Genomic DNA, 12555 nt, shown 5'->3' with positions numbered 1-12555 from the left:
CCGAAAGGCCCTCTTCGACGATACGCTTGGCAAGGCCGGCCGGCTCTTCCGCCGTCACCAGCGTGCGGGCATGGCCCGCCGACAGCGCGCCGTCGCCCAGCCTGTCGCGGATCACATCCGGCAGCTTCAGGAGCCTGAGCGTGTTGGCGACATGGCTGCGGCTTTTGCCGATCACCTGGCCGAGATCGGCCTGGGTGTAGCCGTGCTCATCGATCAGCTGCTGATAGCCAAGCGCTTCCTCGACCGCATTGAGGTCGGTGCGCTGGACGTTTTCGATGATCGCCAGCTCGAGCGCGGTGCGGTCGTTGACCTCGCGGATGATGACCGGGATCTCGGACAGCCCGGCGCGCTGCGCCGCGCGCCAGCGCCGCTCGCCGGCGATGATCTCGTAACGGCCGGCCTGTGCCGGCGAAGGACGCGCCACCACCGGCTGGACGACGCCGTGTTCGCGGATCGACTGGGCAAGGTCGGTCAGCTCGGCGTCGCCGAAATGCCGCCGCGGATTCTTCGGATTGGGGGTCAGGAACTCGATCGGCACCTTGCCGTCGGCGCTCATGCCTGGTTTTTCAGGCGCAGCTGGGCGATCGATCTCGCCGATCAGCGCCGCCAGCCCACGCCCCAGTCTCTTTCTCGAAAGGTCTTCGCTCATCTTTATTCCAGGTTCCGGATCGTTTCGGTATCGAATCGGCTCTTTAAATTGCAGGGAGTCTAATCAAGCGGCGCGTAACTTGCGCTCGCGGCGGATCACTTCCGACGCCAGTTGCAGATAGGCCTGACTGCCCGAGCATTTCAGATCGTAAAGGATCGCCGGCTTGCCGTAGGACGGCGCCTCGGACACCCGCACATTGCGCGGGATGACGGTCTCGTAGACCTTGTCGCCCATATGCGCCCGCACATCCTGCACCACCTGGTTGGCGAGATTGTTGCGGCCGTCATACATGGTCAGCACGATGCCCTGGATGGTGAGATCCGGATTGATCGAGCGGCGCACCTGCTCGACCGTCTCCAGCAACTGGCTGAGACCTTCGAGCGCGAAGAACTCGCATTGCAGCGGCACAAGAACAGAATCGGCCGCAGCCATTGAATTCAAGGTCAAAAGGTTGAGCGATGGCGGGCAATCGATCAGCACATAGCCAAAGGGTGCGCCGCGCTCGGTCGCGGCGCGCAGCGCATTACGCAACTTGAGCACCCGGTCGGGCGCGGAGGCGATCTCCATTTCAATGCCGAGCAGGTCGAGCGTCGACGGCACGATCGACAGGCCGGGCACCGCCGTCGGGATGGCCGCGGCCTCCAGCTCCAACTCGCCGGTCAACACGTCATAGGAGGACACCGTCCGATCCTTGCGGTCGATGCCGAGGCCGGTGCTGGCATTTCCCTGCGGATCGAGATCGACGATCAGCACCTTTTCGCCGATCGCGGCCAGCGCGGTCGCCAGATTGATGGCGGTGGTTGTCTTGCCGACGCCGCCTTTCTGGTTGGCTACGGTGATGATTCGGGGGCCATTCTTCATCATGGGTTTATGCCAGAAATTCATTTTGGGCGCCAAATCGCCTGTCAGTGACGGATCAGACAGGTCGCAGGTTGGACAATTCCAGGATGACGCCGCCAGCGTCGGTCACACTGGGATGTTCTACCAGATCGAAGGACCATCGGTGAACGCTTTCTTGCACTTCGGTGCGGTAATCCCGGCCTTTGTGGAACAGGCCGCGCGCGCCTGAAATCAGCCAGGGCGCCGACAGGTCCAGCAACGTCGAAAGCGGAGCCAGCGCCCGCGCCGTGACGATCTGCGGCGTCGAAACAAGCGCATGACTGTCGTCGATGCGGCGCGCCACCACCCGCGCCGGCAGGCTGAACTGCCCAATGACGGTCTGCAGGAAGGATGCTTTTTTGCGATTGCTTTCAACCAGATCGATGCTGGCGCCGTCGCGCTCGGCCAGCAGGAAAGCCATGACAAGGCCCGGAAATCCGCCGCCTGAGCCGATATCCACCCAGCGTGTGGCTTGGGGCTCTATGCGCGCGAGCTGCGCGCTGTCCAATATATGACGCTGCCAGACGTCGCCCGAGGTCGATTGCGCCACCAGATTGATGCTGCGATTCCACTTCTGGAACATCTGCTCGAACGCCACCAGCCGATCGAATGTTTCACGTGAAACCGGGCCTGCCGTGTCCTGCAGGCTCGCTAGGGTCATAGAACTCACGCAACATCCTTTTGCAGGCGCTGGGCGCTCTCCGCGTGACGGACATGCGCGACAATGATCGCCAGCGCCGCCGGCGTCATGCCTTCCATGCGCTGGGCATCGGCGATGGAGCGCGGCCGCCGCGCCTGCATCTTCTGCTTCAACTCGTTCGACAGACCCGGCACTCCGGCGAAATCGACCGTCTCGGGGATCAGCCGGCTCTCTTCATGCCGGATCTGCGCCACATCCGTCTTCTGGCGATCGAGATAGACTGAATATTTCGCCTCTGTTTCGAGGCGCTCCGCCGTCTTGCCGTCGATCGCCGCGAATCGCGAATCGATACGACCCAGCCAGGCCACGTCGACGTCGGGATAGGACAGCAATTCATAACCGGACCGGCGCACGCCGTCCCGGTTGATTTCCAGCCCATGACGCGCCGCCTCGTTGGGCGTCATTGTGAGCAACTTCGCCAGCTCCCGCGCTTCATCAAGATTCTGCATGACATCCCCGTAGCGTCGCATTCGCTGCGCCGAGGCGATGCCAAGCTTCGCAGCCACGGGCGTCAGCCGCTCATCGGCATTGTCGGCGCGTAGCGACAGCCGGAACTCGGCCCGCGACGTGAACATCCGGTAGGGCTCCGCAATGCCCCGGCTGGTCAAATCATCGACCATGACGCCGATATAGGCCTCGGTGCGGCTGAGCACGATCTGCTCGCTGCCCGCCGCCCGCCGCGCCGCATTGAGGCCGGCAAGCAAGCCTTGCCCGGCCGCTTCTTCATAGCCGGTCGTGCCGTTGATTTGCCCGGCGAGGAACAGGCCACTGACGCGCTTCGTCTCCAGCGTCTGATGCAGCTCGCGCGGATCGACATGATCATATTCGATGGCATAGCCGGGCTGCAGCATGACGGCTCGCTCCAGCCCCGGAATGGTTTTCAAGATGTCGAGCTGCACATCCTCGGGCAGCGAGGTCGAAATGCCATTGGGATAGACGGTGTCGTCGTCCAGGCCTTCCGGCTCCAGAAAAATCTGGTGCCCGTCCCTGTCCCCGAACTTGACGATCTTGTCCTCGATCGACGGGCAATAGCGCGGCCCAACGCCTTCGATCGATCCGGAATACATGGCCGAGCGACCGAGATTGGCGCGTATCAACTCATGCGTCGCGGTCGTCGTCCGCGTAATGCCGCAATCGATCTGCGGCGTGGTGATACGGTCGGTCATCAGCGAGAACGGCACCGGATCCGCATCCGCCGCCTGGCTTTCCAGCGACGCCCAGTCGATGGTCCGGCCATCGAGCCGCGGCGGCGTCCCGGTCTTCAGCCGTCCAAGCTTGAAGCCGGCGCGGTCCATCGTTGCCGACAGGCCGAGGCTCGCCTGCTCGTTCATGCGGCCGGCGACGATCTTCTTCTCGCCGATATGGATAAGCCCGCGCAGAAAAGTTCCGGTCGTCAGGACGACCGCGCCACAGACCAGGCGCCGGCCGTCGGCTAGGAGAACCGCCGTGATCTGCCCGTCGGCGATCTCGAAGTCCAGAACCTCGCCTTCGACCACGTCGAGATCGTTCTGCTGCCGAATCGCTTCCTGCATGGCAAGGCGATAGAGCTTTCTGTCGGCCTGCGTACGCGGGCCGCGCACCGCAGGGCCTTTGCGGCGGTTGAGCAGGCGGAACTGTATGCCGGCCGCATCCGCCACGCGGCCCATGAGGCCGTCCATGGCATCGATCTCGCGCACCAGGTGGCCCTTGCCGAGCCCGCCGATCGCGGGGTTGCACGACATGACGCCGATCGTGTCGAAACGCAGCGTCACCAGCGCCGTCCTGGCGCCGGCGCGCGCGGCAGCGCTGGCCGCCTCGCAACCCGCGTGGCCGCCGCCCACCACAACCACATCATAGCGATTGGTCATTTCCAAACGTCCTGGACTCAGAAGAATGAGGGACACATGTCCCTGCGGAGCGACGCTGTCAAGAAAACTCCGCGACAAGTTTCACGTGAAACAGCCGCGCCGCTAGTCAGCCCAGTGTTTCACGTGAGTCATCGGGCCGCCTGACACGTTTCACGTGAGTCATGCAGGCGGCGCAGCGCGGTGGTGGCCCAGATGAAGCCTACCCGCCTTCGGGGTTCGTCGAAAATCACGAAGCCATGCAGCAAAGCAACATACGATCTAAAGGGAGCTCACGCCGCAGCGACCCTGTTTCACGTGAGTCATTTCCCGATGCAGAACTGCGAGAAGATCACGTCCAGCATGTCCTCGACGTCGATGGCGCCGACGATTCGGCCGAGGCGATCGGCGGCGAGCCGCAACTCCTCCGCGCGCAACTCCTGCTCGTTCATCCGGCCGTCAGTGGCGCGATGCAGATGGCGGTTGGTCTCGCCAAGCAATTCGACGTGGCGAAGGCGCGACGGCAGGACATCGCCGACGCTGCCGGCTGACTCCGACGCGCGCCGGCCAATCTCCGCCAGCAATTCCTCCACGCCGGTCCCCTCCTCCACCGAGATGACAAGATCATAGTCGGCGGTCGCGTCGGGCACTGCACGGCCGTCGATCAGATCAAGCTTGGTGCCGACAAGCAGGGTGGGCGCCACGGTCGGCAGCTCACCGACATCCCTTGGTTTCGCCATGTCGTGAAGCAACAGCAAGAGATCGGCGCCATGCGCCTTGGCCCTCGCCTTCTCGATGCCGATCGCCTCGACCTTCCCCGGCGCATCGCGCAACCCGGCCGTATCCGTAAGCCGGACACGCAGCCCCTGAAGATCAAGTGTCACTTCAAGCAGGTCGCGGGTCGTGCCTGGTTCATCCGTTACTATAGCGGCATCGCGCCGCGCCAGGGCGTTGAACAGACTCGACTTACCGGCGTTGGGGGCACCGAGGATGACGACCTCAAAGCCGTCGCGAATGATCTCGGCGGCGCGAAATCCGGCGATGTGCCGGTCGATCTCGTCGATCATCGTTCTGACATCAGACCAGACCGCATCCGAAACGGAACCAGGGACGTCTTCCTCGTCGGCGAAATCGATCTCGGCCTCGATCATGGCGCGGGCATGGATCAGCCTGCGGCGCCAGCCGAGATAGAGTTCGCTCTGTACGCCGTCGGCATTCTGCACCGCGAAGCGCCGCTGCGCCTCCGTCTCGGCATTGACGAGATCCGCCAGCGCCTCGGTCTCGACCAGGTCTACCTTGCCGTTCAGAAAGGCGCGACGCGTGAATTCGCCCGGTTCCGCGTGCCTGACGCCGTCAAACCCGGTCATCGTCTCCAGCATTTTTGCCACAACGGCACGGCCGCCATGAACGTGGAATTCCGCGACGTCCTCGCCGGTGAAACTGGCCGGACCGGGAAAGAACACGACCAGCCCGGTGTCGAGCACGGCTCCATCGGGTGCCCGCATCTTGCGCAGAGCCGCCGCGCGGTCCTTAACCATAGCCCCAGCAATCGTTTCGACGACGAATCGAGTCTGTGGGCCGGAAATTCGGATGACGGCGACGCCGGCAGGCAGCCGGCCGCTCGACAGCGCTACGATGGAATCGCCTGAAATCATTTGCCCGCTCTACTGAACCGCCCTAGCTTCACGCCTATCAGCCAATCGCACCCGAGTTTGCCCAGTGACGCTGCCCGCGCAAAACCTGCTTGCCGAAGAAGCCAGCCCCTATCTGCAGCAGCACAGCGGCAATCCCGTCCACTGGCGGGCCTGGTCGCCGGCTTCGCTCGAAGAGGCGAAAGCGCTGGATAGGCCGATCCTGCTCTCGGTCGGCTATGCCGCCTGCCATTGGTGCCATGTCATGGCGCATGAAAGCTTCGAAAACGATGGCATCGCCGCCGTCATGAACCGTCTGTTCGTCAATATCAAGGTCGACCGCGAGGAGCGCCCGGACATCGACCAGATCTATATGGCGGCGCTGTCCTCGATGGGCGAGCAGGGCGGCTGGCCGCTGACCATGTTCCTGACCCCGGACGGCAAGCCGTTCTGGGGCGGCACCTATTTTCCGCGCGAGCCGCGCTACGGCCGCCCCGGCTTCATCCAGGTGATGGAGGCGGTGGACAAGGCGTGGCGGGAGAAGCGGGCGAGCCTCAACCAGAGCGCCGACGGCCTGACGACGCATGTCGAGGCGAGGCTCGCCGGTTCGCATGCCAGAACCGTGCTCGACCGCGCCACGCTGGCGGAATTGGCCAAGGGCATCGACGGCATGATCGACCGTGATCTCGGCGGATTGCGCGGCGCGCCTAAATTTCCCAACGCGCCGTTCATGCAAACGCTGTGGCTGTCCTGGCTGCGTGATGGCAATGCCGCCCATCGCGACGACGTCCTCAACAGCCTCGAACAGATGCTGCGCGGCGGCATCTACGACCACATCGGCGGCGGGCTCAGCCGCTACTCGACCGATGCCGAGTGGCTGGTGCCGCATTTCGAAAAGATGCTCTACGACAATGCCCAGCTCCTCCGCTTCTGCAACTGGGCCTATGCCGCAAGCGGCAATGAATTGTTCCGGGTGCGAATCGAAGAGACGATCGGCTGGCTGCTGCGCGAAATGCGCGTCGACGGCGGTGCCTTTGCCGCCAGTCTCGATGCCGACAGCGACGGCGAGGAAGGTCTGTTCTACACCTGGAGCCGCGACGAGATCGAAGCCGCCCTTGGCGACGATTCCGCATTGTTTTTCAAGCACTTCACGCTCTCCAGCCCGCATGGCTGGGAAGGCGAGCCGGTCGTCCACCAAACCTGGTCCCAGCAATCGCAATATGTGATCCACCGCGAAGAGATCAGCGCGCTCAAGGCGAAACTCCTTGCTGTCCGGGAAGAGCGGGTCAGGCCCGGCCTTGACGCAAAGACCCTCATCGACTGGAACGGCCAGATGATCGCGGCGCTTGCCGAGGCCGGCCGGGCGCTGGCGCGGCCTGACTGGATCGATGCGGCGGCAAAGGCCTTTGCCCATATCAGCGCTGCCAGCCGCGACGGCCGCCTGCCGCATTCGATGCTCGGTGCCAGAAAACTGTTCCCTGCTTTGTCCAGCGACTATGCCGCCATGGCCAACGCAGCGATCTCGCTGTTCGAGGCCACTGGAAATTGGAGCTATGTCGACCAGGCCGGCCAGTTTGTCGAGCAGCTCGAGCATTGGCACGCCGACGCCGAGAAGACAGGTTACTACCTGACTGCTTCCGACAGCACCGACGTGCCGATCCGCATCCGCGGCGATGTCGACGAAGCCATTCCGTCCGCCACCGGCCAGATCATCGAGGCGCTGGTCAGGCTCGCCTCCGTCACCGGCAATCTCGAGCTGCAGGAGAGAGCCTGGCACGTCGCCGAGCATGCCGCCGGCCGCGCGGCGCAGCAGGCCTATGGCCAGGCCGGCATCGTCAATGCCTGCGCGCTGGCGATCGAGCCGCTCAAGCTGGTGTTGGTGGATGAGTTCACAGATCCAAAGCTCGTTCCGGTTGCGAATCGAAACCCGGACCCGCGCCGCATCGACATCGTCGTGCCGATCGGTACGGCAGCGAATCGATCCTTGCTACCCGGTGGAATCCTGCCGCCGACCGACAAGGCAGGTGCATGGTTGTGCACGGGGCAGGTTTGTTTGCCGGCGGTGACGGATGCTGAAGAGCTCGAGCGATTGTTGCGACGGCGATAGTTTTGCTAACCGCCGGCGAGAGACGCCCCCCTCTGGCCTACCGGCCATCGCCCACTCAAAATGGGGAGATCGGCAGCTTCGCTGTTCCGTTCACCTTACGGCGTTGATAATTGCCGAAAACGACCAAGGGCGTAATCTCCCCCCTAGAGGGGGAGATGCCCGGCAGGGCAGAGGGGGGCGCGAAGGATCGCTACCCCATCCCCTTACGTGTTCATCGAATCGAAGAAATCCGCATTGGTCTTGGTCTGCTTCAGCTTGTCGATCAGGAACTCGATCGCGTCGGTGGTTCCCATCGGCGCCAGGATGCGGCGCAGCACGAAGATCTTTTGCAGGTCCTGCTTGGAAACCAGCAGGTCTTCCTTGCGGGTGCCGGACTTCAGGATGTCCATGGCCGGATAGATGCGCTTGTCGGCCACCTTGCGGTCGAGCTGGATTTCGCAGTTGCCGGTGCCCTTGAACTCTTCGAAGATGACTTCGTCCATGCGGCTGCCGGTATCGATCAGCGCGGTGGCGATAATGGTCAGCGAACCGCCTTCCTCGATGTTGCGGGCGGCGCCGAAGAAGCGCTTCGGCCGCTGCAGCGCGTTGGCGTCGACACCACCGGTCAGCACCTTGCCGGATGACGGCACGACGGTGTTGTAGGCGCGGCCGAGACGGGTGATCGAATCGAGCAGGATGACGACGTCGCGGCCATGTTCGACCAGGCGCTTGGCCTTCTCGATGACCATTTCGGCGACCTGCACGTGGCGCACCGCGGGCTCGTCGAAGGTCGAGGAGATCACCTCTCCCTTCACCGAGCGCTGCATGTCGGTCACTTCTTCCGGCCGCTCGTCGATCAGCAGCACGATCAGATAGCATTCCGGGTGGTTGGCGGTGATCGAGTGGGCGATGTTCTGCATCAGAACCGTCTTGCCGGTACGCGGCTGCGCGTTGATCAAGGCGCGCTGTCCCTTGCCGATCGGCGCCACCAGGTCGATCACACGGGCCGATATGTCCTTGGTGGTGACATTCTCGATCTCCATCTTCAGCCGCTTGGTCGGATAGAGCGGCGTCAGATTGTCGAAGTGGATCTTGTGACGGATCTTCTCGGGATCGTCGAAATTGATGGTGTTGACCTTGAGCAGCGCGAAATAGCGCTCGCCCTCTTTCGGGCTGCGGATCGGCCCTTCGACAGTATCGCCGGTCTTCAGCGAAAAGCGCCGGATCTGCGACGGTGAAATATAGATGTCGTCGGGACCTGGCAGGTAATTGGCGTTGGCGGAGCGCAGGAAGCCGAAACCGTCCTGCAGCACCTCGACCACGCCATCACCGATGATCTCGATCTCCTGGGCGGCCAGCTTCTTCAGGATCGCAAACATCAGCTCCTGCTTGCGCATGACGCTGGCGTTTTCGACCTCGAGCGATTCGGCATAAGCGATCAGCTCTGGCGGTTTCTTGTTCTTGAACTCGGCGAGTTTCATTTCTTGCATAGACGGACCTTGAATAGATGGAGTCTGGGTAGGCTTTGGGAAAATATCGGCGGGATGCGACAAATGCCGGGCGCGGCCGAAAACAACGAGGGGCGGCGCATGACGGGAAGGAAGACCCGTCTTTTATCGTCGGTCGGGTGAAAGAGCAAGCTGCGTTTTGCATGGCCTATGAAGGCCTAAACGCATCAATGCCTGTCGCAGTCTCCTGGCCGTTTTTGAGCGACATGCATCAGAACGGCTTGACCACCACCAGGATGACGATTGCGATCATCAGCAATGTGGGGATCTCGTTGACCATCCGCCAGTGCCTGGCCGGTTTTTCATTACGGTCCTCGGCGAATTTGCGCACCGCGCCGGCCAGATAGCCATGAACGGCGGACAGCAAAAGCACCGCTCCGATCTTGGCGTGCAGCCAGCCGCCCTGGAAACCGAAACCCTTCCAGGCGAGCCACAGGCCGAACACCCAGGTGACGATCATCGCCGGGTTGATGATGCCGCGCAGCAGGCGCCGCTCCATCACCTTGAAGGTTTCCGACTGCACCGAGCCCTTCTCGGCATCGGTGTGGTAGACCAGCAGCCGCGGCAGATAGAGCATGCCCGCCATCCACGAGATGACGGCGAGGATATGGATCGCCTTGGCCCAGGGGTAAAAACTGTCGGGTGCCGCGAAATACAAAAGCGCGGTGAAAACGATCAGCACGGCGATACCTGATATCATGCGCATCATCGCCTGGCCGGTGCTGTTCGTGTTGTTCATCTGAGCCATCAGCGTGTCGCGCTCCGCACCTGTTTCACCATCGCCTCGACATGGGCGATCGGCGTCTCCGGCGTGATGCCGTGACCGAGGTTGAAGATCAGCGGCCCGTCTCCCAGCGCTCTCAGGATCGCCTCGACGCCATCCGACAGCGCCTTGCCGCCAGCGACGAGCCGCAAGGGATCGAGATTGCCCTGAACCGCACCCGAGCGCTGCAATTCCTTCGCCGCGATCAGGGGCACCGTCCAGTCGATCCCCAGCGCCGTCACGCCGGTCTTCTGTCGATAGGTCCGGTAGCGCGAACCGGCGCCCTTGGGAAAACCGATGATCGGGACATCGGGATAAACCGCCCGCACCCGGCCAACGATCTCGGCCATCGGCTGAACGCAGAACAAATCGAAAGTTTCATCGTCCAGCACGCCGGACCAGGAATCGAAAATCTGCACCACATCCGCGCCCGCCTCGATCTGGCGGATGAGATAGGCGGCCGAATGTTCGGCAAGCACCTTCAGCAATCGTTGAAAGGCCACCGGCTCGCGATAGGCAAAAAGCCGCGCCGGCGCCTGGTCGGGCGTGCCATGGCCGGCAATCATGTAGGTCGCCACCGTCCACGGCGCGCCGCAGAAGCCGATCAGGGTTGTCTCGTCGGGCAATTTGGCCCGCAACCGGCGAACCGTCTCGTAGACCGGTTCGAGATTCACGTGAAACACCTTGCCTTCCAGAGCCAGAATCTGCGGCGCGGTGATCGGCGTCAGCAGCGGCCCTCTGCCCTCTTCGAAACGGACGTCACGGCCAAGCGCATGCGGAACGACAAGGATATCGGAAAACAGGATCGAAGCATCGAAGCCGAAGCGCTCGATCGGTTGCAAGGTCACTTCGACGGCAAGGTCTGGATCATAGCAGAGATCGAGGAACGAGCCTGCTCGCCTGCGTGTCTCCCGATACTCCGGCAGATAACGCCCTGCCTGACGCATCATCCAGAGCGGAGGCGGAAAATGAGCCTTGCCCTTCAGGACATCCAGCATGATCCGGTTCTGGGGCATCGAGCGCTCGCTTCTTCCGGCCTCTTCTATAATCAAAGATTCTTATATCTAAGATTCTTCTGATTCTAAGAGTCTGTTGGTTCTGGTGATTGCCACCTGTCCCGCTTTGCCCCGGAAAACACCAGCCAACATATTGTCGCGTGCTTCTTTTTCCCAGATGTAGGGTTCTGGGGATAGGTCGGAATCGATCAATCGAGTCAAAGCGTTAGGCAGAGCGGTGAAAGGCAGGTCCTGTGGACGGACTGTAGGCGAAAAAAGCCGTCCCCAAACTTGTCCCCAGTCGCCCGACGAAGCTGACAGCGCATCGAATTGTGGACAAACTGCCATCTGATACAGTCGCCTCCGACCGCCCCCTCTTTTCATCCCGCTTTATCCACAGAAGCCCACAGCCCCAGGTGACCCCCTGTGAACAAACCCCAGAGCTTCTTCCACCTGCACCTGATTTCCGACGCGACCGGCGAAACGCTGCTCGCCGCCGGCCGGGCGGCTTCGGCACAATACAAGGATGCGCGCGCCATCGAGCATATCTATCCGCTCATCCGCACCGAAAAGCAGGTGGCGAAGGTGTTCGAGGATATAGAGGAAGAGCCGGGCATCATCCTCTATACGGTCGTGGACCAGAAGCTGGCGCGCGGCATCGACGAGCGCTGCGCGGCCATGGGCCTGCCCTGTGTGTCGGTGCTGGAGCCGGTGCTGACCGTGTTCCAGTCCTATCTCGGCACCCCCGCCGGCCGCCGCGTCGGCGCCCAGCATGTTCTCGACGCCGAATATTTCCGCCGCATCGACGCGCTCAATTTCACCATGGACCATGATGACGGCCAGCTGCCGCTCAACATGGACGATGCCGATGTCGTGCTGATCGGCATTTCTCGCACGTCGAAGACGCCGACCAGCATCTATCTCGCCAACCGCGGCATCAAGACCGCCAACATCCCGATCGTGCTCGGTGTGCCGGTGCCGGAAAGCCTGGTTGCCGCCAGCAAGCCGCTCATCGTCGGGCTGATCGCCACCGCCGAGCGCATCTCGCACGTCCGGCAAAACCGCATCCTCGGCAACAGCAGCTCGTATGAGGCATCAGACTATGTCGACCGCGCGGCGATCAGCGAAGAACTCGCCTACGCCCGCAAGATCTGCACGCGCCATGGCTGGCCGATGATCGACGTCAGCCGCCGCTCGATCGAGGAAACGGCGGCGGCCATCGTTGCCCTGCGGGGGAAGAATAGATAGGGCAGGTAAGATAAGTGAGCACCAGCACCCCTCATCCGACCTCGCTTCGCGAGGCCACCTTCTCCCACAAGGGGAGAAGGAAGAACGTGGCACCGTCGTCTCCGCAAGATACCGCCAGTTGGCGATTTGCAGCGGCGTACGCGCGGGACTTCCCTTCTCCCCTTGTGGGAGAAGGTGGCCGAGCGAAGCTCGGTCGGATGAGGGGTGCGTGACGGAGCGCCAACATGGGTGAATCAGCATGATCGAAAAACTCATCCTTGCTTCCGGCAGTCC

The 12555-nt window shown here is 62.5% G+C and carries 10 protein-coding genes; 2 read left to right on the top strand and 8 right to left on the bottom strand.

Features of this window, described 5'->3' with window-relative positions:
• The 5 genes from ENZ74_RS07195 to mnmE all read right to left on the bottom strand — a co-directional run.
• On the bottom strand, positions 1 to 649 hold a 649-nt coding region (locus ENZ74_RS07195; protein ID WP_127312709.1), incomplete at its 3' end, for a ParB/RepB/Spo0J family partition protein.
• Positions 650 to 712: 63 nt separating this feature from the next.
• Positions 713 to 1513, bottom strand: a complete 801-nt coding sequence (locus ENZ74_RS07190) for a ParA family protein (protein WP_013528736.1) — start codon at positions 1511 to 1513, stop codon at positions 713 to 715.
• A 52-nt stretch (positions 1514 to 1565) separates the two neighbouring features.
• Entirely contained in the window at positions 1566 to 2198 is a 633-nt protein-coding gene (gene rsmG, locus ENZ74_RS07185) for a 16S rRNA (guanine(527)-N(7))-methyltransferase RsmG (protein WP_063169597.1), read from the bottom strand.
• On the bottom strand, positions 2195 to 4075 hold the full coding sequence (gene mnmG / locus ENZ74_RS07180; RefSeq protein ID WP_063169598.1) for a tRNA uridine-5-carboxymethylaminomethyl(34) synthesis enzyme MnmG: 1881 nt from the start codon (positions 4073 to 4075) through the stop codon (positions 2195 to 2197). The genes rsmG and mnmG overlap by 4 nt, the downstream gene beginning before the upstream one ends.
• A gap of 299 nt (positions 4076 to 4374) precedes the next feature.
• On the bottom strand, positions 4375 to 5706 hold the full coding sequence (mnmE, locus tag ENZ74_RS07175) for a tRNA uridine-5-carboxymethylaminomethyl(34) synthesis GTPase MnmE (RefSeq protein ID WP_127224152.1): 1332 nt from the start codon (positions 5704 to 5706) through the stop codon (positions 4375 to 4377).
• A 64-nt stretch (positions 5707 to 5770) separates the two neighbouring features.
• Between mnmE and ENZ74_RS07170 the strand changes: the two genes are divergently transcribed.
• Positions 5771 to 7789 carry a thioredoxin domain-containing protein gene (locus ENZ74_RS07170; RefSeq protein WP_063169600.1) on the top strand — a complete coding sequence of 673 codons (2019 nt, stop codon included), beginning with the start codon at positions 5771 to 5773 and terminating at the stop codon, positions 7787 to 7789.
• 203 nt (positions 7790 to 7992) lie between these two features.
• Here ENZ74_RS07170 and rho read toward each other — a convergent pair whose 3' ends face one another.
• From rho to hemE, 3 genes are all read right to left on the bottom strand, one after another.
• On the bottom strand, positions 7993 to 9258 hold the full coding sequence (rho, locus tag ENZ74_RS07160; protein ID WP_013528732.1) for a transcription termination factor Rho: 1266 nt from the start codon (positions 9256 to 9258) through the stop codon (positions 7993 to 7995).
• A gap of 229 nt (positions 9259 to 9487) precedes the next feature.
• Positions 9488 to 10024: a protoporphyrinogen oxidase HemJ gene (gene hemJ, locus ENZ74_RS07155; protein ID WP_024504091.1), complete on the bottom strand. Its 537-nt coding sequence runs from the start codon at positions 10022 to 10024 to the stop codon at positions 9488 to 9490.
• On the bottom strand, positions 10024 to 11055 hold the full coding sequence (gene hemE / locus ENZ74_RS07150; RefSeq protein ID WP_024504092.1) for a uroporphyrinogen decarboxylase: 1032 nt from the start codon (positions 11053 to 11055) through the stop codon (positions 10024 to 10026). The genes hemJ and hemE overlap by 1 nt, the downstream gene beginning before the upstream one ends.
• 405 nt (positions 11056 to 11460) lie before the next feature.
• Here hemE and ENZ74_RS07145 point away from each other — a divergent pair, with 405 nt between their 5' ends.
• Positions 11461 to 12282, top strand: coding sequence for a pyruvate, water dikinase regulatory protein (locus tag ENZ74_RS07145; RefSeq protein ID WP_013528729.1), 822 nt, complete (start codon positions 11461 to 11463; stop codon positions 12280 to 12282).
• Positions 12283 to 12555 lie beyond the last annotated feature (273 nt).

This window comes from Mesorhizobium sp. M7A.F.Ca.CA.002.15.2.1 (assembly GCF_003998715.1).
Taxonomy (GTDB): Bacteria; Pseudomonadota; Alphaproteobacteria; order Rhizobiales; family Rhizobiaceae; genus Mesorhizobium; species Mesorhizobium ciceri.
The sequence above is the reverse complement of the archived record's forward strand: the minus strand, read 5'-3'. Positions and strand labels throughout refer to the sequence as shown.